We start from the raw sequence: 23,089 nt of genomic DNA on the forward strand, positions 1-23,089 counted from the left end.
CCGCCGTGCGCCCGGTGTCCCGCTCACGGCCGCGGCTGCCCCTTGAGGCGTTCGACGACCATCGCCGCCTGGACCCGGCGCCCGACCCCCAGCTTCGCCAGGATCGCGGACACCCGGTTCTTGACCGTCTTCTCGGCGAGGAACAACCGGTCCGCGATCTGACGGTTCGTCAGTCCCTCGCCGATCAGGTCCAGCACCTCGCGTTCACGCGGCGAGAGCCGGTCGAGTTCGGACGGTTCGTCCACCGCCTCGTCCCGGCCGGGGCCGCGCAACCGCTCCATCACCCGCGTCGCGGTGCGCGGGTCCAGCGTCGACTGCCCCGCCGCGACGGTGCGCACCGCGTTGACCAGCGCCGTGCCGTCGATCTGCTTGAGCACGTAACCGGCCGCCCCGGCCATGATGGCGTCGAACAGCGCCTCGTCGTCGTCGAAGGACGTCAGCATCAGGCAGCCGAGCTCCGGCACCCGGGCCCGCAACTCCCGGCAGACCTCGATGCCTTCGTGGTCGTCGTCGGCGCCGCCCAACCGGACGTCGAGGATCGCCACGTCGGGCCGGACCGCCGGCACCCGGGCGAGGGCCTGCCGGGCGTCCCCCGCCTCCCCCACGACCTCGATGTCCTCCTCCGCCTCCAGGAGGTCCCGCACGCCGCGGCGGACCACCTCGTGGTCGTCGAGGATGAAGACGCGCAGCGGCGTGTCCGGGGCGGCGGCGGACGGGGTGGCGGCAGGGGGGACGGACTGCTGGTTCATGCACTCTCGCTCTGTGGTTCTGCGCGGATCGGCCAGGGCACGAGGGGCCCGCCCCCGAGGTTCGCCGCCCCGAAAGCCCTGCGCAAGGGCCGAACGACCCTGGGGGATCGGGGCCCTTCGGGCACGGGGCCGCGTTGCGATACTGGCGCCCCCGTCAGGAGGTCGATCCCCATGCAACAGCCCCGCCAGTTCACGCGGACCGCGTCGCCCGAGCAGTCCCTGCCGTCCGGACGGTCCGCCGCGGGGACCGTCGGCGGCGAGTACCACGCCCTGCTCGCCCGGCACGACGCCATGCGCCTGCGTCGGCGCATCCTGGGCCAGGGCCGGGCCCCGGCGCCGGACTTAACGCCGGAACCCTACGACGGCGCCGCGGACCAGCGGCTGATCACCCAGTACCTGGACCTGGTCACGCCGTTCGGCGACCTGATCGCCCACCTCTACGACGAGATGTTCGCCCGCTGGCCCTACCTGCGGTCGCTGTTCCCCGCGTCCATGGACTTCCAGCGCGCGCACCTCGCCCGCGCCTTCTGGTACCTGATCGAGAACCTGCACCGCCCCGCCGAGGTGGCCGCCTACTTCCGGCAGCTGGGCCACGACCACCGCAAGCTCGGGGTGCGCCCGGCGCACTACGAGGCGTTCGAGGCCGCCCTGTGCGCGGCGCTGCGGCGCACCGCCGGGCCCCGCTGGGCCGAGGCCGTGGAGCAGGCGTGGCTGCGGATGCTGCGGTTCGCGGTGGCGTCGATGGTCGAGGGGGCCGACGCCGCACTCGCCGAACCGCCGTGCTGGCAGGGCACGGTGACCGCCCACGAGCGCCGCCGCCCCGACCTCGCGGTGCTCCGGGTCCGGGTGCACGAGCCGTACCCGTACCGGGCCGGCCAGTATGCGGCGGTCGAGTCGCCGCTGATGCCCCAGGCGTGGCGACACTACTCCCTGGCGTCCGCGCCGCGGCCCGAGGGCGAGGTGACCTTCCACGTCCGGCAGACCGGGCCCCGCGGCGTCAGCGAGGCGCTGGTGCACGGCACCGGCGTCGGCGACACCCTGCGGCTGGGTCCCGCGCACGGCACGATGACGCTCCCCGACGAGGACCCGTCCCGTGACCTGCTGATGGTGGCGGGCGGCACGGGCTGGGCGCCCGTCAAGGCGCTGCTGGAGGAGTGGACCGCCCGGCGTCGCGGCACCGGCGGAATGCCGCTGCGCCACACCGGCCGGGTGCACCTCTTCATCGGCGCCCGCAGCCGGAACGAGCTGTACGACGCGCGGGCGCTGGCCCAGTTGGCGGCGCGCCACGACCGGCTGCGGGTCGTACGGGTGCTGGACGACGACTCCACCGCGGCGGGCGACCGGCGGCACACCGAGTACGGGCCGCTGGCCGAGGCGGTGGCCGGGGCCGGGCCCTGGTCCGACCACCTCGCCTTCGTCAGTGGTCCGGCGGCCATGGTCGGTGCCACGGTCGCGCGGCTGACCGCGGCCGGGATGTCGGCCGACCACATCCGCCACGACCCGGTGCCGGACCCGCTCGCTCCGCCGGCCGGCCGCCCGGCGGGGTGCCCGGCGGACGGGCCGGTGACCGGAGCGGTCCGCTGACCCCGGTCCGGCCGTGCGGGGAGCGTTCCCCGCAGGCGGGCCGAACGGCCCTGGCGGGTGACCCGCGGGGCCCGTCTACTGGCCGGCAGCGCAGTGCGTCAGCAGCCTCGACAGGACAGGGAGCACGCCGTGAACGACATCCCGGCCCGGCACGCCGCCGGCACCGCCACCGATCCACTGGTGGACTGGGCCGACCGCGAGGCGTCCCGCCGCAGCAGCGAACTGGACCGCTCCGAGGCCCTCCGGCTACTGGGCAGCGTGTCGTTGGGCCGGATCGTCTTCACCCAGGACGCGCTGCCGGCCATCCGCCCGGTGAACCACCTGCTGCACCGCGGCGAGGTGATCATCCGCACCCATGAGGGCGCGGCGCTGACCACCCTCACCGAACACGCGGAGGACGAGGGGGTGGTCGTCGCCTACGAGGCCGACGCCATCGACCCGGCCACGCACTGCGGCTGGAGCGTGGTGGTCACCGGCTACTGCCACCTGGTCACCGATCCCGACGACCTGGCGCACTACCAGACGTTGCTGCACCCCTGGACCGACCACCGGATGGCCCACGCCCTGCGGATCCGCCCCGACCTGGTCACCGGGTTGCGGCTGTCGCACTAGCGGCCCGGCCGGCGGCGGGCCCGCTTCACCTCGCGGTCGACGGCCCACGCGTCCGCGACCGGGCCGAGGTGACCGAGCTTGTCGGGGTTGATCACCGCGCGGACCGCCTGGACCTGCCCGTCGAGCACGTCGAGGGCCAGGATGTGCAGCACCTTGCCGTCCCGGTCGCGGAAGAGCGCGCCGGGTTGACCGTTGACCTCGTGCGGCTCGAAGGTGATGGCGATCCGGCCCATCAGGGGGAAGACCGTGCCCAGCACGCGGGCCACGTTCTCCGCGCCCGTGACGGCGTTCGCCAACTGCGGGGCCTTGCCACCGCCGTCGCCGAGCAGTTGCACGTCGGCGGCCAGCAGCTCCCGCAGTGCGTCGACGTCGCCGCTGCGCAGTGCGTCGAAGAACCGCGTGGCCAGTTCCTGCCGCTCCTGCCGGTCCGCCACGAATCGCGGGCGGTCGGCCCGCACGTGCCGGCGCGCCCGCACCAGTAGTTGCCGGCACGCCGCCTCCGAGCGCCCCACCGCGGCGGCGACCTCGTCGAACCCGAAGCCGAACACCTCCCGCAGCACGAACACCGCCCGTTCCAGCGGACTGAGCCGCTCCAGCAACAGCAGGGCCGCCATCGACACCGAGTCGGCCAACTCCGCCGCCCGGGCCGGGTCCTGGTACGGATCGCTCAGCAGCGGCTCCGGAAACCACGGGCCCACGTACGCCTCGCGTCGCACCCGCGCGGACCGCAGCACGTCGATGGCGATCCGGGTCACCGTGGCGGACAGGTAGGACTTGGTCGACGCGGGCCGGGTCGAGGAGCCGTCGAAGCGCAGCCACGTCTCCTGCACGGCGTCCTCGGCCTCCCCCACGCTGCCCAGTACCCGGTAGGCGATCGAGAACAGCAGCGGTCGCAGTTCCTCGAACTCCTCGACCTTGCTCACGCCGGGCTCCCTTCCCGTGACGTCGGCCCGGCGGTGCGGGACCGATCCGCGGTGCGCGGTTGACGAAGTCGCCTTCTCGTCGGGCGTGTTCGCTCCGCCGCCCGTCAGTGGGCCCGTCCGACCTCGTAGCTGCCGGCCGGCTGGCGGGTGACGACGTTCAGCCGGTTCACCGCGTTCATGAAGGAGACCAGGACCACCAGGGCGGTGAGCTGGTCCTCGTCGTAGTGCTCGGCGGCGTGCGCCCACACCTCGTCGCCGACCCCGTGGCCGGCGTCGGCGAGCCGGGTGGCCTCCTCCGCCAAGGCCAGTGCGGCACGCTCGGCGCCGGTGAAGACCGTGGCCTCCCGCCAGGCCACCACCAGGTTCAGCCGCACCGGGGTCTCGCCGGCCGCCGCGGCCTCCTTGGTGTGCATGTCGATGCAGGCGGCGCAGCCGTTGATCTGGCTCACGCGCAGCGCCACCAGTTCCTGCGTCGCGGCCGGCAGCGCCGATTCCTTCAGCGTCCGGCCGGCCGACATGAAGTGCTTGAGTGCCTTGCCGGCGGTCGGGCTGGCGAAGTAGTCCAGTCGCGCGTCCATGGTGTGTTCCTCCGTGGTGTCCGGTGCTTGCGCTCCCGAGACGAGACAGCCCGGCCCCCCGTGACACGGTCGGGTGTGACCTGCGTCTCCCGGCCGCCGGTCCGCAGCGGGCGGCCTGCCGCCCTCCCGGGGCGAGCGCCCCTCACCGCCCCGTGGCCCCCGCGCGCAAGCCGTCCATCACCAGGTCGAGGAGGCGTCCGGCGCGGGCGGGCCCGTCGGCGTGCGGGTCGAGTTGCCAGAGGCCGGCGATGGCGAGGAGGAAGTCCTCGGCGACGACGTCGGGCCGGATGGTGCCGGCCTCCTCGTTCGCCGTCAGCAGGAGGGTGACGGCGGCGGTGAGCGGGCCGCGGGACACGCCGACGAGGGTGCCGGGGGTGGTGGTGGCCTTGCACAGCGCCGCGGACAGTCCGGCCTTGGTCATGGCGTACCGGGCGAGGCGGTCCATCCAGCCGCGCAGCGCCCGGTCGGGCGGTTCGACGGCGAGGAGGTGGGCTGCGGCGTCGCAGACCTGTTGGACCTCGTGCCGGTAGACCTCCAGCACGAGGGCCTCGCGGTTGGGGAAGTTGCGGTAGAAGGTGCCCTGGCCGACGCCGGCCTTCTTGGCGATCGCGCTCAGCGGGACGTCGGCGGCGCGCGTCAGCTCGACCAGTGCCACTTCCAGGATGCGGTCGCGATTGCGTCGTGCGTCGGAGCGCAGGGGCGCGTCCTCGGGGCCTGGCACGCGTCCTCCTCCCGCACTGCGCCGATGAGTTGGACCCGTCCGACGGGTCTCGCATGGCGAACAAACGGCCTTGCTAAGCGGACAGCTGTCCATTAAGTTTCAACGGTAGCGGACAGCTGTCCGCTTGAGGACCACCATAGCGGCCGACGAGCGGGGGACGGGACCGGCACGGAGCGTCCGACGGCCACCGCGACCGGACCCCACCGCACCCGGACCTCCCGCACTGCTCGACCACCTCTTCCGACGCCGCGACGGACCGCACCACCCACCGCCCGGACCTCCCGACTCCGCCCGGCCGTTGCCGGCCGGCGACCTCGACCGGGACACCACCGAGCCTCTCTACGTGTGAGACCTGAAAGAAGGCTGAGCCCATGGCCCCATCGACGGCCGGCGCCATCACCTTGACCATCAACGGCGAGAAGCACACGCTGCCCGTCGACAACCGCACCACCCTGCTGGACGCGCTGCGCGAACGGCTCGGCCTGACCGGCACCAAGAAGGGCTGCGACCAGGGGCAGTGCGGTGCCTGCACGGTGCTGCTGGAGGGGCGCCGGGTGGTGTCCTGTCTCCAACTGGCGGTCGCCGCCGAGGGCCGGGAGGTCACCACCATCGAGGGCGTCGCGGACGGGGACCGGCTGCACCCGGTGCAGCAGGCGTTCCTCGACCTCGACGGCTACCAGTGCGGGTACTGCACGCCCGGGCAGATATGTTCGGCCATCGCGGCGATCGAGGAGCACGCCGCCGGCTGGCCCAGCGCGGTCACCACCGACGTCCGACCGGAAGCGGGCGTGGCGCCGCTGACCCCGGAGGAGATCCGGGAGCGGATGAGCGGCAACCTCTGCCGCTGCGGTGCCTACGTGTCGATCGTGCAGGCGGTCGCCCGCGCGGCGGAGGAGACCGCACAGGGCACCAGTGGGGCGGACGAGATGAACGTGGCGGGTGCGGCATGAGGGAATTCGACTACCGGCGGGCGTCCGACGTGCCGGGCGCGGTCGCGCTGCTCGGCGCCGAACCCGAGGCGCGCTACCTCGGCGGCGGCACCAACCTCGTCGACCTGATGAAGAGCGGGGTCGAGCGGCCCGCACTCCTCGTCGACGTGCGGGAGTTGCCGCTCGACCGGATCGAGGTCACCGACGACGGCGGACTGCACGTCGGGGCGACGGTCACCAACAGCGACCTGGCCGCCCACCCCGAAGTCCGCCGACGCTACCCGGCCTTGACGCAGGCGGTGCTGGCCGGCGCCTCGGGACAGCTGCGCAACATGGCCACCGTGGGCGGCAACCTCCTCCAGCGGACGCGCTGCGCGTACTTCACCGACGTCAGCAAGCCCTGCAACAAGCGGGTGCCCGGCAGCGGTTGCCCGGCCGTCGCGGGCGAGCACCACAACCACGCGATCCTGGGCGCCTCCCCGCACTGCGTGGCCGTCCACCCCTCGGACATGGGGGTCGCGCTGACCGCCTTCGACGCCGTGGTCCACTACGTCACGGCGGAGGGGCCGCACGAGGTGCCGCTCGCGGAGTTCTACCTCCCGGTCGGCGCCACCCCGCACCGCGAGACCGCCCTGCCGGCCGGCGCGCTGATCACCGGCATCACCCTGCCGCCCACCCCCGTCGCCGCCGCGTCCTGCTACCGCAAGGTCCGCGAGCGCGCGTCGTACGCCTTCGCCATCGGGTCGGTGGCCGCCGCCCTCGACGTCCGGGACGGCACGGTCCGCGCCGCGCGGCTGGCGTTCGGGGCGGTCGCGTCCCGGCCGTGGCGGGCGCACGCGGCCGAGCGGGCGCTGATCGGCGGACCGGCGACCGCCGAGGCGTTCGCCGCCGCCGCGGACGCCGAACTCGCCGCCGCCGAGCCGCTGCCCGGCAACGCCTACAAGGTGACGCTGATCCGCAATCTCGTCGTCGCCGAGCTGACCGAGCTGGCCGCGGAGTGCCGGCGGACCGAGGAGGCCACCCGATGACCACTGCCACCACTCCAACCACCTCGGCCATCGGGGCCGTCGGCACCGCGCACACCCGCGTGGAGGGCCGCGACAAGGTCACCGGCGCGGCCCGCTACGCCGCCGAGATCCCGTTCGCCGAACTCGCCCACGGCTGGCTGGTGGTGTCCACCGTCACCCGCGGGCGGATCCGCTCGATCGACGCGGCGCCCGTCCTGGCCATGCCGGGCGTGCTGACCGTCCTGCACCACGGCAACGCCCAGCCGCTGGAGTCGCAGTACACCGGCCCGATGGGCACCCCCGACCCGACGCTGCAGATCTTCCAGCACGACCGGGTGCCGCACGCCGGGTGGCCGGTGGCGCTGGTGGTCGCCGAGACCTCCGAACAGGCCAGGGAGGCCGCCGAGTCGCTGGTGGTCGAGTACGACCTCGAACCGCACGACGTGGCGTTCGCCGACGGGCACCCGGGGACCTACGTCCCGGAGAGCACGCCGCGGGCCGCGGCGGAGCGGTCGAAGGGCGACCTGGCGGCCGAACTCGACGCGTCCGCGGTCGTGGTGGACGCGGAGTACACCACTCCGGAAGAGCACCACCACCCCATGGAGCCGCACGCGGCGACCGCGTACTGGGACAGCGGCCGACTCGAAGTCGTCGACTCCAACCAGGGCAGCATCTACGTCGCGCAGGAGCTCGCGCAGTTGTTCTCGCTGGACGCGTCCGCGGTCCGGGTGCGCTCCGAGCACGTCGGCGGCGGCTTCGGCGCCAAGGGCACCCGCGCGCACCAGGTCGCTGCGGCCATGGCGGCGACGGTGTTGCACCGCCCGGTCCGGGTCGTGCTGACCCGACGTCAGATGTTCTCCCTGATCGGCTACCGCAGCCCCACCGCACAGCGGGTGCGGCTCGGCGCCGATGCCGACGGACGGCTGCGGGCACTGCACCACCAGGGGCTCAACCAGACCTCCACGGTGTACGAGTTCGTCGAGCGGAGCGCCGACGTGGCCCGGGCGATGTACGACGCCGACGCCCACCACACCGTCAACCGCGTGGTCCGACTCGACGTGCCGTCGCCCACCTACATGCGCGCACCGGGCGAGGCGCCGGGCTCGTTCGCGCTGGAGTGCGCGCTCGACGAACTCGCCGAGCGGTGCGGCGTCGACCCGATCGTCCTGCGCGCCCGCAACGAACCCGCGGTGGGCCCGGTCTCCGGGCTGCCCTACAGCAGTCGCAAGCTGCTCGACTGCTTCGAGGTGGGCGCCGGCAGGTTCGGCTGGGCCGAGCGCGACCCGCGCCCCCGGCTGCGCCGCGACGGCCGCTGGCTGCTCGGGACCGGCACCGCGGCCGCCTCCTTCCCCACCCTGGCCGGGCCGTCCACGGCCGCGGTCACGGCCGAGGCGGACGGCACCTTCACGGTGCGGATCACCGCCGCGGACATCGGCACCGGGGCGCGGACCGCGCTGACGCTGGTCGCCGCGGACGCCCTGGAGGTGTCGCCGGACCGGGTGACGGTGCGGATCGGCGACAGCGACTTCGGCCAGGCGATGCTCGCCGGCGGCTCGGCGGGCACCCGTTCGTGGTCGTGGGCCATCACCCTGGCCGCCCACGACCTGCGCGAACAGCTGGCACTGGGCGGCCACGTCCCGCCGGAGGGGATCACCGCCCGCTCGGACACCACGGCGGCCCTCGGCGCCCTGCCGCCCCGTGAACGGCACGCGTACGGCGCGCAGTTCGCCGAGGTGGCGGTGGACGTCACCACCGGCGAGGTCAGGGTCCGGCGGATGCTCGGCGTCTTCGCCGCCGGCCGGATCGTCAACCCGCTCACCGCGCGCAACCAGTTCGTCGGCGGCATGATCTGGGGCCTGTCGATGGCCCTGCACGAGGAGGCGGTACGGGACGGGGCCACCGGCACCCACGTCGCCCCCGACCTCGCCGGCTACCACGTCGCCGCCAACGCCGACGTGCCGCTCATCGAAGCCGACTGGGTGGACGATCCGGACGACGAGGACCCGGTGGGCATCAAGGGCATCGGCGAGGTCGGCATCGTGGGCGCCTCGGCGGCGATCGCCAACGCGGTCTGGCACGCCACCGGCGTCCGCCACCGGCATCTGCCCATCCGCCCGGACCGGGTGCTCAAGCCCTGGGACGACGCCCTGCCGCGGCCGTCCGAGGACCGCGACTAGGTACCCTCCCCCGTCGCCGTCCCCGTCCCGTCCGGAAGGGGACGGCGACGCGGCGGAACGCGGTCTGACGGGCGACGGCGGTCAGCCGATTGTCCGTCAGACCGCGTGCTTATTTGGGTGGTTGGTGCGTGTTCGTGCTCCTCGTCGGCGTGCCCGTGGGGCGCGCCGGGAGGTACGGTCACTGGTCCGGAGGGACGGGCCGATCGGGTGCGGGAGGGGCCCCGCCGTCGTTCCGTCCTCCGGGAGGCAGCAAGAACCGCAAGCACAGAACCAGGAGCACAACGATGAGGCAACGGCTGACTACCGGGACGCGTGCGCCGGCAGTGCCCACCCCTCGCTCACGCCGCTGGATGCTGACCGTTCTGGCCGGGGCACCGCTGATCGCGAGTTGCAGCGGGAAGGAGCCCGGCGGCGCCGCCGGGCCGCAGGACGGGCCGGGCGGGAAGGGCCGCGACAGCGTTGCGGACGGCCCCGCGGGCGTCCTGGGCGCGAACTTCAACGAAGACCCCTCCGACGTGACGTTCCCCGCACTGGAAGCGCTCTCCGCCAGCTGGCTGCGCGGGTTCGTCCCGATGTCCGACGTCGACGGCGCGGTGTCCGCCCAACCGGCCGTCCGGACCCTCCTGGCAGCGCAGGCGAAGGGGTACGGAACGGTCCTGTCGATGAAGTTCCAGAACGTGCACCGCCCCATACCGTCGCCGGGAAGCCAGGCGATGGGCGATGAACTGGCGCGGCTGGAACGGCTGTTGGACGTCGTGATGGGAAAGGTGAACATCCTCACCATCGGCAACGAGCCGTTCCTCGAAACCAGGGAGGCGGACCGGAACGCACGGCTCAACGCCTTCTACGAGAAGGCCGCGGAGCACGTGATCGCCTACCGTCGGAAGAAGTTCCCCTCCGGTTGCACCACGCGCCTGTACATGGGCGCGCTGAACCACCTCGACCGGCCGGGCGGGCAGACGGCCGCCACCGAACGCTGGATGGCCTTCGTCAAGAAGACCCGCGAGATCGAGGGGGTGGACATCCATCCGCACGTGGACTCGGCGGAAGGCGCCCAGAAGTACGTCGACTACGTGCTCCCCCGGCTCCGCGCCGACCAGCGGTTCCTCGTCACCGAGTTCTCCCTGGTGCTGCTCTGGGAGAAGCACATGGGCAGTACCGTCCCCGCGCCGTTCGCCCGCCGGTACGGCCTGCCCGCGGACCTGAAGGTGTGGCAGTTGCTGAAGCAGGCGGTCGCGCACCCGGTCCCCGCGCAGCAGTGGCGGGACTTCCTCACGATGAGCCCCTGGTACGAGAGCCACCAGCACTTCCTGCGGAACCAGGTGGACAGGTTCCGCAGCACCGGTCGACTGGCCGTCGCCACGTACGGCGTCGCCCAGGCGGCGGCGATGGTGCGGGACCTGGGGCCCGAGAAGCAGCCGTGGCTCCTGAACAGCCTGTACGCCAACCGCACCGTCCAGCACTCCGGTTCCGGTGAACTTCCGCACAACTACCCGGTGTTCGACGACTTCCGGGCCTTGCAGCGTTCGGTGGACCACCGTCCGGTACGCCTGGGCAAGACCTCCACGTAAGCGCGGAACGCGACCTTCGGGCCCGCCCGCCAAGGGTCGAGCCGGACAACGGGCGGTCGCCGCTCCCGCACGGGGCGGCGACCGCCTTCAGCGGACCGGGTCCGCCGTCCTTCGTCGTGCGCACCCGGTGGCCGGCGCCGACCACCGGGGGCCCGTTCAGCGCCGGGTCAGCGCACGTGGACGGTACGCACGGCGGTGTGGAAATCCGCCTGCGGGTGGCCGCCGTGCGGTCCGTCGACGCCGAACAGCACGCCGCGGAACTGCAGGACTCCGCGGTGCGTGGCCTTGGCCTTCGCGTCGACCGTTGCCTCGCCGCCGTCCATCGACACGACCTTGCCGCACTTGACGGTGTGCCAGGCACCGCTGGTGCCGACGCGCTGCTGGGCACAGAACTCGCCGTACCGGAGCCCGTCGCTGTCGCCGTGCCCCGTAAGGTGCACGCTCTGGCCAACCTTGACGGTGCCGGGTGACACGTTGAGGGTGGCGCTCCCCTTGGCGAACGCCGGGGTCACGGCCAGTACGGCCACGGCTGCGCCCATGGCGCCCACCGTGGCGAAGCGGCCGACGCCACGACGCCCGAAGATCCCCCGCGCCGCGCGCCCGCTCTTCTGCACTTGCTCGGTCATTCTTTCCTCCCCTTGTTCAAAGGTCGTTGTGACGACCCACCACACAAGAGGCGGATATTGGGGGTTACGTTCCCGGGCGACAGCGGTGGATCCCCTGCGCCCCGTCCGCCTGGGGACAGCCCCACCCCGACCCCACCGGCCAGCAGCATGTCCCACCAGCCCCGATCGTCCCTACGGTGGCCCCATGCCGATGACCGTGCACGTCCCGGAATCCAGCTCCCGGCGTGGCCCACGGGCGGCCGGACGGCGCCTGCCCGGCCGGGCGACCGCCGCGCTCCTCACCGCCACCGCCCTCCTGGCCGGGTTCGCCCCCGCCGCCCGGGCGGGCGCCCCGCAGCGCACCCCGTCCCCCTCCCAGCTCCAACGGGACGCCGACGCGGTGCGTGACGCCGGTGTCACCGGCGTCCAGGTCCGGCTGACCACGGACCGCGGCACGCGCACCGTCCGCAGCGGCACCGGCGACCTGTCCACCGGGCGGCCCGTTCCGCGGGACGGCTACATCCGCATCGGCAGCAACACCAAGACGTTCGTGGCGACGGTGGTCCTCCAACTCGTGGGCGAGGGACGGCTGTCGCTCGACGACACCCTCGACAGGTGGCTGCCTGGTGTGGTGCGCGGTCACGGCAACGACGGGCGGCGCATCACGGTGCGCCAGCTGCTCCAGCACACCAGCGGGCTGCCCGACTACATCGGTGAGGTCGCCCCGCACCCCAGCGCCGCCGAGTACCACCGCAACCGCTGGACGCCGTACTCCTCAGCACGACGCGTCGCGCTCGCGCTGCGCCACCCGCCCGCCTTCGCACCCGGGACCCGCTGGCAGTACTCCAACACCAACTACGTCCTGGCCGGCATGGTCATCCGGGCGGTCACCGGCCACTCCTGGGAGCAGGAGGTGCGCAGCCGCATCCTGCTCCCGCTGCGCCTCGCGCACACCGTCGCACCGGGCGACGACCCGTACCTCCCGCGCCCGCACGCCAACGACTACCAGCAGTTCGCCCCCGGCGCCCCGCTGATCGACACCACCGTGGCGTACCTGCCGTTCGACGGGGACGCCGACGGTGCGCTGATCAGCTCGACCGCGGACACCACCGCGTTCTTCGCGGCGCTGGGCCGGGGCCGGCTGCTCGCCCCGGCCCAGCTCGCCGAGATGCGCCGGGCGGTGGCGGTGCCCGGCGACCCGGGCACACCACCGGGCAGCCGTTACGGGCTCGGCCTCTCCTGGACCCCGCTGACCTGCGGCGGCGGCTACTGGGGCCATGGCGGCGACGGGTACGGCTCCATGGTGTGGCCCGCCACCACCGCCGACGGCCGCACCACCGTCACCGTCTCCCTGCACAGCCGTCCCGGCGACCCCGACACCGCCGACCGCCAGATCCGGGCGACGACCGGGCTGATCGACCACGCCCTGTGCGACGCACGGGACACGGCAAACGGGGCGGTGCGGGGCTGACTCCCGGTGCGATCCGGGGTATTCGTGCCGGTGGCGGCGCGAGCGCCGGGCCCGGGCCGCCTGGGAAGGGAGCTGTTGTGGTGGAACGGACGACGTGCTGTGTGGTGGGCGGCGGACCGGCGGGCATGGTGCTCGGCCTGCTGCTGGCGCGGGCCGGGGTGGCCGTGACGGTCCTGGAGAAACACGGGGACTTCCTGCGCGACTTCCGAGGGGACACCGTGCACCCCTCCACGCTGGCGCTGCTGGACGAGTTGGGGCTGAGCGACCGCTTCGCCCAGTTGCCGCAGCGGCGGGTGACGGCCGTTCAGCTGCCGCTCGGCCCGGACGGCTCGCTGACGACCGTGGGGAACATCGCCGCACTGGGCGGCCGGTTCAACTACGTCGCGATGGTGCCGCAGTGGGACCTGCTCGACCTCCTGGCGGACGAGGCGCGGCGCGAACCGTCGTTCTCCGTGCGGATGAGCACCGAGGTGACGTCGTTCGTCGAGGAGCGCGGTCGGGTGGCGGGGGTCCGGTACCGCACGGCCGACGGCCGGAGGGGCGAACTGCGCGCCACGCTCACCGTGGCCTGCGACGGCCGGGGTTCGCTGGCCCGGTCCCTGCCCGAACTCGGGCTGCGAGCCTTCCGCTGCCCGATGGACGCCTGGTGGTTCCGGCTGCCGCGGCACGACGGCGACCCGCACGGGCTGGTGGGCGGCGTCGGCGACCGGCTGCTCGCCGCGCTGATCGACCGCGGGGAGTACTGGCAGTGCGCCGCGCTGATCCCCAAGGGCACGGACCGGGCACGACGGGCCGCGGGCCTGGAGGCGTTCATGCTGAACTACGCCTCGGCCGCCCCCTGGCTCGGCGACCGGATCCGGGCGCTGGGCTCCTGGGACGAGGTGAAACTGCTCGACGTGCGGCTGGACCGGCTGCGGCGCTGGCACCGCCCGGGGCTGCTGTGCATCGGCGACGCGGCGCACGCGATGTCGCCGGTCTTCGGGATCGGCATCAACCTCGCGGTGGAGGACGCGGTGGCGGCCGCCCGGCACCTGGTCGGTCCGCTGCGGGCCGGCGCGGTCGGCCTGGCGGACGTCCGTGCCGTGCAGCGCCGCCGCTGGCCGACCGCGGCGTTGACGCAGGCCCTGCAGCGGTTCGCGCACTCCCGGGTGATCGCCCCGGTGCTGGCGGGCCGAGCACCGTTCGACGACCCGCGGCGGGCCCGGTGGGTGGCCGAGCGGCTCACCACGTCCCGGTGGCTGAGCAGGGTCCCGGCGTACTTCCTGGCCTACGGTGCGGTGCGCGAGCGTCCGCCGGCCGAATCGGTGCGGTGAGGCGGTGGCGGGACGGCGCACGCCCCGCCACTCCTGCCGCACACGGACCGTTCTCTCATTCCGTCACCTCGGCCAGCCGGAAGGGGCCGGCCGCTCCGGGCGCGTACATCACGGGCAGGCTGCGGCCGAGCGGGACGACCACGATCGGCTCCTCGCGGTACTCCCGCAGGAAGTGCTCCAGCGGCTCCCAGATCATGCTCCGGTATCCGGCTTCGGTCCGCTGGCGCTCGAAGGACAAGGTCAGCGCGGACTCCTCCACGGTGACGCTCACCGCGTCCACCTCCAGCCATTCCCCGCCGATCCACGCTTCGAGTCGTACGTATGACATGACGTAAGAGTGCCCCGCATCCCACTGGGCTGGCAATCAGCGGGATACGGGGCAGGGTGGCGCGGGCCGGCTGCCGAACGGGGCGGCAGGTGCGCGCATGCCGGATGAGGCATCCGTCACGCCGACCGGCCGCGCCGTTCCGTCATCACGGGGACGGTCGCTGCGTTCCCACGCGACAATTGTCGGCGACGGAATTCTGTCGGGCGGCCGGCCCCGTTCCGCCGGTATCGGCTTCCGAGGCGACCTGACTCTTGGAATTCCTACGCATTTCCTGGAGGCCCTTTTGGATGCCGTTGCGCAGCCATTTACTCAGGGGCCTTTCCACCAGCCGGTGAACGAAGTAGGAAACGATCAGCATGAACGCGACGATGGAGAGCAGCAGGACGGGCGCCGGCATCTTGTTGCGCAGCAGGTCGATGAGGGTGAATCCGATGTACATGTGCAGGAGGTACAGCGGGTACGTCAATGAGCCGGCGGTCGCCAGCCAGCGCCACTGCACCTTGTTGAATACCCCGAGGGCGATGGCCGCCATGACGGCGAAGGCCAGGATGACGCCCACCCGGGCCGGCCAGCCGTGCGCCATGTCCGCCTTGGCTCCGACGTTCATCACCAGGCGTCCGCGGACGTAGTGCTGGGCCAGCAGGAATTCGACCGCGACGATTGCCCAGAGGAGCAGCGTGGGCTTGAATCGGTACATCAGGTAGAAGGCGATGCCCGCGATGAAGTACGGCGAGTAGGGAGCGATCGCCCACACCGAAAGGAAGTTGCTGTTGGCCTTGAGGGCGACGACTCCGGCCACCGTCCACAATCCGCAGAAGAGCACGCACCGGCGATAGGTGACACCGCGGTACACGACGAGGGCGAAGAGCAGGTAGAACTTCAGCTCGACGAAGAGCGACCAGTAGACGTCGTCGAGGTCGGAAACCCCCACGCCCTGTTGGAGCATGGTGAGGTTTGTCAGGACAGTTTCCAGATTGTCCGCACTGCGGACCCGTGGCCAGATCATCAACACGGCCGCGGTGAGCAGGACGCCGACCCAGTACGCCGGATACAGACGGGAGACGCGGGATTTCACGAAGTCGCCGAGCGAACGCCCCCAGGCGCTCATGCAGATGACGAATCCACTGATCAGGAAGAAGACTTCGACGCCGAGCCAGCCGAATTGCGAGAGGTGGTAGATCGTCGGCGAGATCGCATGCGGATCATTACCCCAGCCATCACGGAGGGTGATGTAGTGATACGCCAGGACCATCAGCGCCGCAACGAGGCGCAGTCCGTCCAGGACATAGAGTCTGGATTGCCCTTGCCCCTTCCCTGGTGCGGCCAGAGTTCCAGGCAGAGCGAAGGGCATCCCGTGTTTCCTCACAGTTCGTAGGGCAGCGTTCCACCCCATCCCATCTCACACCCGGGACGGGGGAGGCAAGTTCGATTGAAATGATCGCAAAGTTTTTGTCCACGTCGTACATCGAGCGCCTCAGGAATGACGTTTCGACCGATGCAGGATGTCACGGGCGAATACGGGTCAATTCGGATACCCGATACTCGCCGACCACCCGCCTCGCCCGGCCAGAACGCCGGGGAACGCTATCCGGAACTCACAGCTCCGCCGCCGTGCACCCGCCCCGGCACTACCGTTCGCCGATACTTCGCTCTTCGGAAACCTTCCCACCGTCCCGTATTCCCATGCTGCGCCATAAGGGTTCGCCGCACATATGACAGGGCGCACGAAATCCCGCCGCGGCGGCCGGCGATTCCGACGGGACCGGCGACGGAGCCCCCGACGGGCCCCCGGACCGGCCGCGGCGCGCCCCGCACCACCGGGCGTCCCGGCCCCACCACCGTTCACTCCCCGTGCACACCCCTCCGGCCCAGCACCGCCCGCGCCGCCCGCCGCGGGCAAGTAGGACGGAGGGAACGGCTCGCGCGGAGGAACGGTGCGGACATGCAGATCGTGGTCGACCTCAACCGGTGTCAGGGGTACGCACAGTGCGTGTTCCTCGCACCACGGGTGTTCGAGCTGCACGGCGAGGAGGCCCTGCTGTACGCCCCGACTCCCCCGGACGACCAGGCGGAACGCGTGCTGCGGGCGGCGGCGGCCTGCCCGGTGCAGGCCATCCTCGTCGGCGAACGGGCCGGAGCGGGGGCGGGCGCCGATGTCCGATGACCTCAAGAGCGGACGGATCGTCATCGTCGGCGCGTCCCTGGCCGGGCTGCGCGCGGCCGAGACTCTGCGGGACGAGGGGTTCACCGGAGATCTGACCCTGGTCGGCGACGAACCGCATCCGCCGTACGACCGCCCGCCGCTGTCGAAGCAGGTGCTGCTGGGCCGGGTGCCCGCGGCGGACGTCGGACTGCCGGCCCGTCGCCCGGTCGACGCCCGGTGGAAGCTGGGCGTACGGGCCAGCGGTCTCGATCCGGCCACCAAGGAAGTGCTGCTGAGGAACGGCGAACGGCTCCCGTTCGACCGCCTGCTGATCGCCACGGGAACCCGGGCCCGCCCCTGGCCGCACCCCGAAGAGGCCCGCCTGGACGGGGTGCTGACGGTACGGACCCTCGACGACGCACACCGGCTCGCCGAGCGCCTGGACGCCGGACCGCGCCGCGTCCTGGTCATCGGGGCCGGGTTCACCGGCTCGGAGATCGCCTCCGCCTGCCGGGAACGCGGTCTGGCGGTGACGGTCGCCGAGCGCGGACCGGCGCCACTGGTCGGGGCGCTCGGGGGCACACTGGGGGCGTTCGCCGCACGGTTGCAACGCGCGCACGGCGTCGATCTGCGCTGCGGGGTGACGGTCACCTCGCTCACCGGCGACGGCGGACGACTCACCGGCGCCGAACTGTCCGACGGCAGCCGGATCGACGCCGACGTCGCGGTGGTCGCCCTGGGCGCCGTCCGCAACACCGAGTGGCTTGCCGACACCGGCCTCGCCGCGGGTCCGCGGGGCGTGGCCTGTGACGCCGGATGCCGGGCCTTCGACATGTACGGGATCGTCACCGACGACGTGTTCGTCGCCGGCGACGTGGCCCGCTTTCCGCATCCGCTCTTCGAGTACCAGATGCTCGCGCTGGAGCACTGGGGCAACGCCGTGGCGCAGGCCGAGGTGGCGGCGCACAACATGGTCAACCCGGGGCCGCGGCGCCGCCCGCACCTGGCGGTGCCGGCCTTCTGGTCCAGCCAGTTCGGGCTGAACATCAAGTCCATCGGCGTCCCCACCTTCTCCGACCAGGTGACCGTCGCCCAGGGCTCGGTCGAGGAGGGCCGGCTGGTCGTGGTCTACGGCTACCGCGGCCGGATCACCGCCGCGGTAAGCGTCAACCGCGCCAAGTGGCTGGAGCACTATCGGCATCTGATCGAGACCGCGGCGCCGTTCCCGCCCGCGCCGGGCGCCGCCGACCGGCCCGCGGCGCCGAAGGTCGTCCCGTCCGACGTCCCGGACCCCAGGGTGCTCTCGCACGGCCCGACCGTCGCCCTCACCGGTCATCTGCCGGACCGCCGCCTGGCCGTGGTGCGTCCGATGGCCTGACCGCCGTTCCGGGCCCGGTCCGCCCGCCGCTTCGCCCCCGCCCTCGACGAGGAGAGCCGCGCTGATGTCCACGGAGACCCTGCTGGAGCGGATCAACGCCTACGCCAGCCGCCCCGACCCCTATCCCCTCTACGCCGAGCTCCGCGAGCACGGTGTGGCCCGGCAGGACGACGGCAGCTACCTGGTCGGCACGTACCACGAGATCGCCGCGCTGCTGCACGATCCGCGGATCAGCTCGGACGTACGCCACCGCACCCACCCCGACCTGCGGGACCGGCCCGAGGACCTGCCGCCGTCCTTCATCGCCGTCGACGACCCCGAACACGACCGGCTCCGCCGGTTGGCGATGCGCCCCTTCGGCCCGCCCCACTCCCCCGGCCGGATCGACGCGCTGCACGACGACATCGTGGACGTCGCCCGGGAACTGGTCGACGGTCTCCGGGGCCGGGACCGGATCGACCTGGTGGACGACTTCGCCTACCCGTTGCCGGTCACCGTGATCTGTCGGCTGCTGGGCGTCCCCGGGGAGGACATGCCCGAGATCCGCGGCTGGACCAACACCATCATCGCCTCCCTGGACCGCTCCCCCGACGACGATCCGGACGGCAGGCTCCGCGCGGCCGCGCAGGCCCGGGTCGCGATGGCCGGGTACCTGGGCGCGCTGGCCCAGCGCCGGCGCGAGCGTCCGACCGACGACATGATCTCGGCGCTGGTGCACGACGACGGGCCCGAAGGCCGCCTCACCGACCCGGAGTTGATGACGGCGCTGACCCTGCTGACGATCGCGGGGCACGAGACGACGGTCAATCTCATCACGAACGGCATGCTCACCCTGTTGCGCCGTCCGGAGGCGCTGGAGCGGTTGCGCCGGGAGTCGGAGCTGATGCCGTCGGCCGTGGAGGAACTGTTGCGGTACGAGCCGCCGGTGCAGATGCTGCCGCAGCGCACGCCGCTGACCGACGTCGAGGTGGGCGGGGTGACCATCCCTCAGGGCGCGCCGCTGTTCCTCGTCCTGGCGTCCGGCAACCGGGATCCGCTGCGGTTCGAGGACGCCGACCACTTCGACCCCGCCCGCCGGGACAACCAGCACTTCGGCTTCGGCAGTGGCGTCCACAACTGCTTCGGCGCCCCGCTGGCCCGTCTCGAAACGCAGGTCGCGCTGACCGCGTTGCTGCACGGCCTGGACGCCCCGCGTCTGGTGGCGGACCCGCCCCCCTACCGGCACAGCCCCATCCTGCGCGGGCCGCGGCACCTGCTGGTCACCGGCGACGTCGCGGCCGGCGCGGGCGCGTAGGGCCCGCCAGGAGGCCCGGGCCCGCGGGGCTCCAGGAGGTCCGGCACGCACCTCCCCCTGTCACCGCCATATACGGGTGCCGCACTCATCTCGACGATGTAATGTGCACTGCCGTTGCGCAGCACTTACTCGGGGAGGGTTCGATGGTTCCGGAACTCGTCAGGATCTGGGCGGCCGGTTGGGTCGTCTCACGTCAGCGCCCCCGGGCGGTCGAACACCCCTGGGGGCTCTACATCGACGTCGGACTTCCGGAGCAGACGGGCCGCCACGTCCTGCCTGATCCCGACGAGGGCGCGGTGCGGGCCGCCACCGCGTCGGCGACCGCCCCGTACACCTGGCTGAAGCTCCCCGTGGAGACCGAGACCGCGGAGCCGTGGCTTCCGGCGGGCTGGATGGTGGACAGGGAGGAGACGGGCCACCTGATGGCCACGGACCTGCGGACCACGCGCCCGGCGGCACCCGACGGGTACCGCGCGACCGTGGAGACCGCGGACGGCGTGACGTACGTCCGGGTGCACGACGCGCACGGCGAGTTCGCCGCGCAGGGACAGATGGCCGTCCTCGGCCCGGCCACCGTCGTCGACCGGGTGCAGACCCAGGAGGCGCACCGCCGGCGCGGCTTGGGCGGCTTCGTGATGCGCACGCTCGCCGACCGCGCCGTGGCCCAGGGGGCGACGCTCGGCGTCCTGGGCGCGACCGACGAGGGCCGCGCCCTGTACGAAGCGCTCGGCTGGCAGCGACGCGCGGGGCTCGCGGCCTGCGTCCACCGCCCCTAGCCCGCGCCCCGTGCCACCCGTGTCCGGGCTCGCTTCCGGACCGCACTTGACCTTCACATCAATGTGAGGGTTCGACGATGCGGATGCGGCTGCGGAAGTACCGCACCCCTACGGGCACGAGGTGACTCCCATGGACAACCAGCTCTACGACTACAGCCCGATCACCGAACGGGACCCGATCGCCTGGCCCGGCGGCGCCCGGATCGCCTTCTACGTCGGGCTGAACGTCGAGCACTACCAGGTCGACCGCCCGTCCACGAGCATCTTCCCCGGCACCGCCGGACTCGCCCCGGATCCGCTCAACTACGGCTGGCGCGACTACGGTCCTCGGGTGGGCATCTGGCGGCTGATCGAGAGCCTCGACCGGCACGGGATCCGCGCCAGCGTGATGCTCAACTCCGACGTCGGCGACCGCTACCCGCAGATCGTCGAGGCCGGCCGGGCCCGGAACTGGGCCTGGATCGCCCACGGGAAGAACAACTCCCTCTTCCAGGCCGACATGTCGCCCGACGAGGAGCGCGCCTACCTGGCCGAGGTCGTCGGCACCATCGAGCGGACCACCGGCCACCGCCCCCGCGGCTGGCTCGGCCCCGCCCTCACCGAGACGTTCCGGACCCCGGAACTCCTCGCCGAACTGGGCCTGGACTACGTCCTGGACTGGAGCAACGACGACCAGCCCTACCGCCTCAACGTCCCGGGCATGCTCAGCGTCCCGTACTCGATCGAGGTGAACGACATCAGCCTGTTCGTCGGCAAGAGCCTGAGCGGCCCGGACTTCGTGCAGATCGTCAAGGACCAGTTGGACCAGCTCCACGAGGACGCGGCGGGCAGCGGCCGGGTGATGTCGTTGGTGCTGCACCCGTTCGTCATCAACCAGCCGTTCCGCCACAAGTACCTGGACCAGGCGCTGGAGTACGTCGCCCAGCACCCCGGGGTGTGGCTGACGACCAGCGACGAGATCGCCGAGCACTACGCCCGGACCACCACCGGGGGATCGGCCTGATCGCCTCGGCACCGGGCCGCCGGTCGCGGTAGCGCCCTGAGGAGCGGGAACTAGACCGGCGGTTCGGGCGCGAGCAGGCCGACGAGCACCCGTCGGACCACCCGTTCGAAGGGGTTCCCGGCCGGGCTTTCGGTGCCGGGCCGGCCGGCGCCCGCCGCTCCTCCCGCCAACGCCCCGGCCAGCAGCGGATGTCCGCCTCGTGCGACCACGGCGTCCAGGTAGGCGGACTGGGCCGACTGGCGGCCCGTGGGGGACCGGCGGGCGCGGATTTCGACCGCGGACAACATGGCGACCAGGGCGTTCAACACGGCCACCGCCTCCAGTTTGCCGGGCCCGGTCAGCGCCGCCACCGGTTCCAACGCGCGCAGCGCGTACTCCAGGTAGTCCACCCCCCGCGGCCCCGTCCGCAGGGCTTCCGGTGCCACCTCCAACAGCCACGGATGCCGCAGGTGGACCTGCTGCGTCCGGGCGGCCAACCCGACCAGGTCCGCCACCGGATCTCCCGTCAGCTCGACGTCGAGGTCGACCTCCGCGGTGGCGGCGTCCACCATGAGGTCCACCAGGTCGTCGCGTCCGGCCACGTACCGGTAGAGCGAAGCGGGTCCGGTGCCCAGTTCCCGGGCCACCTGCCGGACGGAGACCGCGGCCAGCCCGCCGGCGTCCGCCAGCCCGATCGCGGCCGCGGTGAGCTGCTGGCGGCTCCGCTCCGGCGCCGGCCCACGGGCGCCACGTTCGGGACGTTCCCAGACCACCACGGCCTCCGTCGCCCGATCCGCCTTGTCGGCCACCGAACCTCACCTGCCCCTTCCGTAACCCGGTCCTGCGCTGATAATTATCACCCCATAACTGCGAACAGTGTTCCCAGTATCAGTGTCCTTGCACCACGCGATCGAGGACGGAGGGACCGTGACCCCGCACGACACCACCGCACGACGAGCGGTTGCCGCGGCCAAGAGGGCCGAGGAGCCCGCGACCGAAGGAGGGAAGGCGATGAGCCGCCACGCGACGTCGCCCGCATGGAGCCCGACCCGGTGGGCGTCCAACGGTGAAGTCCGGCTCGGATACGACCGGTTGACACCCGAGGACACGAGTGGCGAACCGCTCCTGTTGGTGACCGGCCTGGGCGTCGCCCGACACTGGTGGCCCACCGGGTTGGCCCGTGCACTGGCCGCCCGAGGGTTCGCGGTCGCCCGCTACGACCAACGGGACGGGGGCGAGTCGACGCACCTGCCGCCGACCGCCAGCGCCGGTCCGATCGCCGCGCTGCTGCGCAAGCGCGGCGATGCCTACACCGCCGAGGACATGGCCGACGACGCCGTGGCCGTACTGGACGCCCTCGGCTGGGACTCCGCGCACCTCTTCGGCCAGTCGCTGGGCGGCGCGGTCGCGCAGCGCATCGCCCTGCGCCACCCCGGGCGCGTCCGCACCCTCACCTCCGTCTCGGCCGTCCCCGGCGACAGCGCCGGCCCGGCCACCCTGCGCCACATCCGACTCCGCACCCTCGCCCGGCTCGCCCGCATGGGCCGCGCCCTCGCCCCCGAACGGCACGTGGAATCCGGGGTGGCACTCGCCCGCCTCCTCCACTCCCCCGCCCACCCGCTCGACGAGCGGGCGATCAGGACCATGCTGGCCGCCACCCCCGACCCGGGCTTCCGGGACGCCCACAGCCAGAGCCGGCAGATCGGCGCCCAGTGGAGCGGACCCGGCATCGAGCGCATCACGGTGCCGACGTTGGTCCTGCACGGTCTGGACGATCCCCTCGTCAAGCCGTCGGCGGGCCGGGCGGTCGCCGCCCGCATCCCGGGCGCACGCTTCGTCCTCCTCCCCGGTGTGGGCCATGACCTGCCGGAACCGGTCTGGGGCGACGTCGCCCGCCAGGTGCGCCGCCTCGCCGACGGCTGACGCCGACCGGCCCCGCCCGTCCTCC

Annotated in this window: 22 protein-coding genes; 14 read left to right on the top strand and 8 right to left on the bottom strand. The window is 72.8% G+C overall.

Annotated elements, in window-relative coordinates; genetic code table 11:
* Positions 1-23 precede the first annotated feature (23 nt).
* Positions 24-749, bottom strand: coding sequence for a response regulator (locus ACLJT4_RS14555; protein WP_411122724.1), 726 nt, complete (start codon positions 747-749; stop codon positions 24-26).
* Between the two features lie 171 nt (positions 750-920).
* Here ACLJT4_RS14555 and ACLJT4_RS14560 point away from each other — a divergent pair, with 171 nt between their 5' ends.
* Positions 921-2,333, top strand: a complete 1,413-nt coding sequence (locus tag ACLJT4_RS14560; protein WP_411122725.1) for a globin domain-containing protein — start codon at positions 921-923, stop codon at positions 2,331-2,333.
* A 129-nt stretch (positions 2,334-2,462) separates the two neighbouring features.
* Positions 2,463-2,945 carry a pyridoxamine 5'-phosphate oxidase family protein gene (locus ACLJT4_RS14565; RefSeq protein ID WP_411122726.1) on the top strand — a complete coding sequence of 161 codons (483 nt, stop codon included), beginning with the start codon at positions 2,463-2,465 and terminating at the stop codon, positions 2,943-2,945.
* On the opposite strand, the gene ACLJT4_RS14570 is transcribed toward ACLJT4_RS14565, so the two are convergent.
* From ACLJT4_RS14570 to ACLJT4_RS14580, 3 genes are all read right to left on the bottom strand, one after another.
* On the bottom strand, positions 2,942-3,868 hold the full coding sequence (locus ACLJT4_RS14570; protein ID WP_411122727.1) for an RNA polymerase sigma-70 factor: 927 nt from the start codon (positions 3,866-3,868) through the stop codon (positions 2,942-2,944). The genes ACLJT4_RS14565 and ACLJT4_RS14570 overlap by 4 nt on opposite strands.
* Positions 3,869-3,972: 104 nt before the next feature.
* Positions 3,973-4,446, bottom strand: coding sequence for a carboxymuconolactone decarboxylase family protein (locus ACLJT4_RS14575; protein ID WP_411122728.1), 474 nt, complete (start codon positions 4,444-4,446; stop codon positions 3,973-3,975).
* A gap of 142 nt (positions 4,447-4,588) precedes the next feature.
* Positions 4,589-5,167 carry a TetR/AcrR family transcriptional regulator gene (locus tag ACLJT4_RS14580; RefSeq protein ID WP_411122729.1) on the bottom strand — a complete coding sequence of 193 codons (579 nt, stop codon included), beginning with the start codon at positions 5,165-5,167 and terminating at the stop codon, positions 4,589-4,591.
* 371 nt (positions 5,168-5,538) lie between these two features.
* Between ACLJT4_RS14580 and ACLJT4_RS14585 the strand changes: the two genes are divergently transcribed.
* The 4 genes from ACLJT4_RS14585 (at position 5,539) to ACLJT4_RS14600 (ending at position 10,851) form a co-directional block, all read left to right on the top strand.
* Positions 5,539-6,117 carry a (2Fe-2S)-binding protein gene (locus ACLJT4_RS14585; protein WP_411122730.1) on the top strand — a complete coding sequence of 193 codons (579 nt, stop codon included), beginning with the start codon at positions 5,539-5,541 and terminating at the stop codon, positions 6,115-6,117.
* Positions 6,114-7,124 carry an FAD binding domain-containing protein gene (locus ACLJT4_RS14590; protein ID WP_411122731.1) on the top strand — a complete coding sequence of 337 codons (1,011 nt, stop codon included), beginning with the start codon at positions 6,114-6,116 and terminating at the stop codon, positions 7,122-7,124. The genes ACLJT4_RS14585 and ACLJT4_RS14590 overlap by 4 nt, the downstream gene beginning before the upstream one ends.
* Positions 7,121-9,280: a xanthine dehydrogenase family protein molybdopterin-binding subunit gene (locus tag ACLJT4_RS14595; protein ID WP_411122732.1), complete on the top strand. Its 2,160-nt coding sequence runs from the start codon at positions 7,121-7,123 to the stop codon at positions 9,278-9,280. Before ACLJT4_RS14590 ends, ACLJT4_RS14595 begins: the two co-directional genes overlap by 4 nt.
* A 350-nt stretch (positions 9,281-9,630) precedes the next feature.
* A complete protein-coding gene (locus ACLJT4_RS14600) occupies positions 9,631-10,851 on the top strand; it encodes a hypothetical protein (protein ID WP_411122733.1) in 1,221 nt (406 codons plus the stop codon).
* A 167-nt stretch (positions 10,852-11,018) separates the two neighbouring features.
* Here ACLJT4_RS14600 and ACLJT4_RS14605 read toward each other — a convergent pair whose 3' ends face one another.
* Positions 11,019-11,477 carry a hypothetical protein gene (locus ACLJT4_RS14605; protein ID WP_411122734.1) on the bottom strand — a complete coding sequence of 153 codons (459 nt, stop codon included), beginning with the start codon at positions 11,475-11,477 and terminating at the stop codon, positions 11,019-11,021.
* 184 nt (positions 11,478-11,661) lie between these two features.
* Here ACLJT4_RS14605 and ACLJT4_RS14610 point away from each other — a divergent pair, with 184 nt between their 5' ends.
* Positions 11,662-12,927, top strand: a complete 1,266-nt coding sequence (locus ACLJT4_RS14610; RefSeq protein ID WP_411122735.1) for a serine hydrolase domain-containing protein — start codon at positions 11,662-11,664, stop codon at positions 12,925-12,927.
* A gap of 80 nt (positions 12,928-13,007) precedes the next feature.
* Positions 13,008-14,240 carry an FAD-dependent oxidoreductase gene (locus tag ACLJT4_RS14615; RefSeq protein WP_411122736.1) on the top strand — a complete coding sequence of 411 codons (1,233 nt, stop codon included), beginning with the start codon at positions 13,008-13,010 and terminating at the stop codon, positions 14,238-14,240.
* A gap of 55 nt (positions 14,241-14,295) precedes the next feature.
* Here the strand turns inward: ACLJT4_RS14615 and ACLJT4_RS14620 are convergent, their stop codons facing one another.
* Both ACLJT4_RS14620 and ACLJT4_RS14625 read right to left on the bottom strand, forming a co-directional pair.
* A complete protein-coding gene (locus ACLJT4_RS14620) occupies positions 14,296-14,568 on the bottom strand; it encodes a hypothetical protein (RefSeq protein ID WP_016575710.1) in 273 nt (90 codons plus the stop codon).
* Positions 14,569-14,713: 145 nt separating this feature from the next.
* Entirely contained in the window at positions 14,714-15,919 is a 1,206-nt protein-coding gene (locus tag ACLJT4_RS14625) for an acyltransferase family protein (protein WP_411122737.1), read from the bottom strand.
* Between the two features lie 591 nt (positions 15,920-16,510).
* Between ACLJT4_RS14625 and ACLJT4_RS14630 the strand changes: the two genes are divergently transcribed.
* The 5 genes from ACLJT4_RS14630 (at position 16,511) to ACLJT4_RS14650 (ending at position 21,162) form a co-directional block, all read left to right on the top strand.
* Complete coding sequence (locus ACLJT4_RS14630; RefSeq protein WP_411122738.1) at positions 16,511-16,732, top strand: ferredoxin; 222 nt, start codon at positions 16,511-16,513, stop codon at positions 16,730-16,732.
* Complete coding sequence (locus ACLJT4_RS14635; protein ID WP_411122739.1) at positions 16,722-18,089, top strand: NAD(P)/FAD-dependent oxidoreductase; 1,368 nt, start codon at positions 16,722-16,724, stop codon at positions 18,087-18,089. The genes ACLJT4_RS14630 and ACLJT4_RS14635 overlap by 11 nt, the downstream gene beginning before the upstream one ends.
* A 64-nt stretch (positions 18,090-18,153) precedes the next feature.
* Positions 18,154-19,383 (top strand): cytochrome P450, encoded by a 1,230-nt coding sequence (locus ACLJT4_RS14640; protein WP_411122740.1) that lies wholly within the window; start codon positions 18,154-18,156, stop codon positions 19,381-19,383.
* A gap of 143 nt (positions 19,384-19,526) precedes the next feature.
* Positions 19,527-20,159, top strand: a complete 633-nt coding sequence (locus tag ACLJT4_RS14645; protein WP_411122741.1) for a GNAT family N-acetyltransferase — start codon at positions 19,527-19,529, stop codon at positions 20,157-20,159.
* Between the two features lie 130 nt (positions 20,160-20,289).
* Positions 20,290-21,162 (top strand): polysaccharide deacetylase family protein, encoded by an 873-nt coding sequence (locus ACLJT4_RS14650; RefSeq protein ID WP_411122742.1) that lies wholly within the window; start codon positions 20,290-20,292, stop codon positions 21,160-21,162.
* 50 nt (positions 21,163-21,212) lie between these two features.
* On the opposite strand, the gene ACLJT4_RS14655 is transcribed toward ACLJT4_RS14650, so the two are convergent.
* Positions 21,213-21,950: a TetR/AcrR family transcriptional regulator gene (locus ACLJT4_RS14655; protein WP_411122743.1), complete on the bottom strand. Its 738-nt coding sequence runs from the start codon at positions 21,948-21,950 to the stop codon at positions 21,213-21,215.
* A 202-nt stretch (positions 21,951-22,152) separates the two neighbouring features.
* Here ACLJT4_RS14655 and ACLJT4_RS14660 point away from each other — a divergent pair, with 202 nt between their 5' ends.
* On the top strand, positions 22,153-23,064 hold the full coding sequence (locus tag ACLJT4_RS14660; RefSeq protein WP_411122744.1) for an alpha/beta fold hydrolase: 912 nt from the start codon (positions 22,153-22,155) through the stop codon (positions 23,062-23,064).
* Positions 23,065-23,089 lie beyond the last annotated feature (25 nt).

This window comes from Streptomyces sp. x-19 (assembly GCF_046549115.1).
Classification (GTDB): Bacteria; Actinomycetota; Actinomycetes; order Streptomycetales; family Streptomycetaceae; genus Streptomyces; species Streptomyces albulus_C.

What these genes read in the sequence shown, in the direction of transcription:
- ACLJT4_RS14575 (WP_411122728.1), bottom strand. Translation starts at nt 4,446, where the DNA reads ATGGACGCGCGACTGGACTACTTCGCCAGCCCGACCGCCGGCAAGGCA.
- ACLJT4_RS14585 (WP_411122730.1), top strand. Translation starts at nt 5,539, where the DNA reads ATGGCCCCATCGACGGCCGGCGCCATCACCTTGACCATCAACGGCGAG.
- ACLJT4_RS14600 (WP_411122733.1), top strand. Translation starts at nt 9,631, where the DNA reads ATGCTGACCGTTCTGGCCGGGGCACCGCTGATCGCGAGTTGCAGCGGG.
- ACLJT4_RS14610 (WP_411122735.1), top strand. Translation starts at nt 11,662, where the DNA reads ATGCCGATGACCGTGCACGTCCCGGAATCCAGCTCCCGGCGTGGCCCA.
- ACLJT4_RS14595 (WP_411122732.1), top strand. Translation starts at nt 7,121, where the DNA reads ATGACCACTGCCACCACTCCAACCACCTCGGCCATCGGGGCCGTCGGC.
- ACLJT4_RS14630 (WP_411122738.1), top strand. Translation starts at nt 16,511, where the DNA reads ATGCAGATCGTGGTCGACCTCAACCGGTGTCAGGGGTACGCACAGTGC.
- ACLJT4_RS14560 (WP_411122725.1), top strand. Translation starts at nt 921, where the DNA reads ATGCAACAGCCCCGCCAGTTCACGCGGACCGCGTCGCCCGAGCAGTCC.
- ACLJT4_RS14635 (WP_411122739.1), top strand. Translation starts at nt 16,722, where the DNA reads ATGTCCGATGACCTCAAGAGCGGACGGATCGTCATCGTCGGCGCGTCC.
- ACLJT4_RS14645 (WP_411122741.1), top strand. Translation starts at nt 19,527, where the DNA reads ATGGTTCCGGAACTCGTCAGGATCTGGGCGGCCGGTTGGGTCGTCTCA.
- ACLJT4_RS14605 (WP_411122734.1), bottom strand. Translation starts at nt 11,477, where the DNA reads ATGACCGAGCAAGTGCAGAAGAGCGGGCGCGCGGCGCGGGGGATCTTC.
- ACLJT4_RS14625 (WP_411122737.1), bottom strand. Translation starts at nt 15,919, where the DNA reads ATGCCCTTCGCTCTGCCTGGAACTCTGGCCGCACCAGGGAAGGGGCAA.
- ACLJT4_RS14590 (WP_411122731.1), top strand. Translation starts at nt 6,114, where the DNA reads ATGAGGGAATTCGACTACCGGCGGGCGTCCGACGTGCCGGGCGCGGTC.
- ACLJT4_RS14640 (WP_411122740.1), top strand. Translation starts at nt 18,154, where the DNA reads ATGTCCACGGAGACCCTGCTGGAGCGGATCAACGCCTACGCCAGCCGC.
- ACLJT4_RS14620 (WP_016575710.1), bottom strand. Translation starts at nt 14,568, where the DNA reads ATGTCATACGTACGACTCGAAGCGTGGATCGGCGGGGAATGGCTGGAG.
- ACLJT4_RS14650 (WP_411122742.1), top strand. Translation starts at nt 20,290, where the DNA reads ATGGACAACCAGCTCTACGACTACAGCCCGATCACCGAACGGGACCCG.
- ACLJT4_RS14555 (WP_411122724.1), bottom strand. Translation starts at nt 749, where the DNA reads ATGAACCAGCAGTCCGTCCCCCCTGCCGCCACCCCGTCCGCCGCCGCC.
- ACLJT4_RS14660 (WP_411122744.1), top strand. Translation starts at nt 22,153, where the DNA reads ATGAGCCGCCACGCGACGTCGCCCGCATGGAGCCCGACCCGGTGGGCG.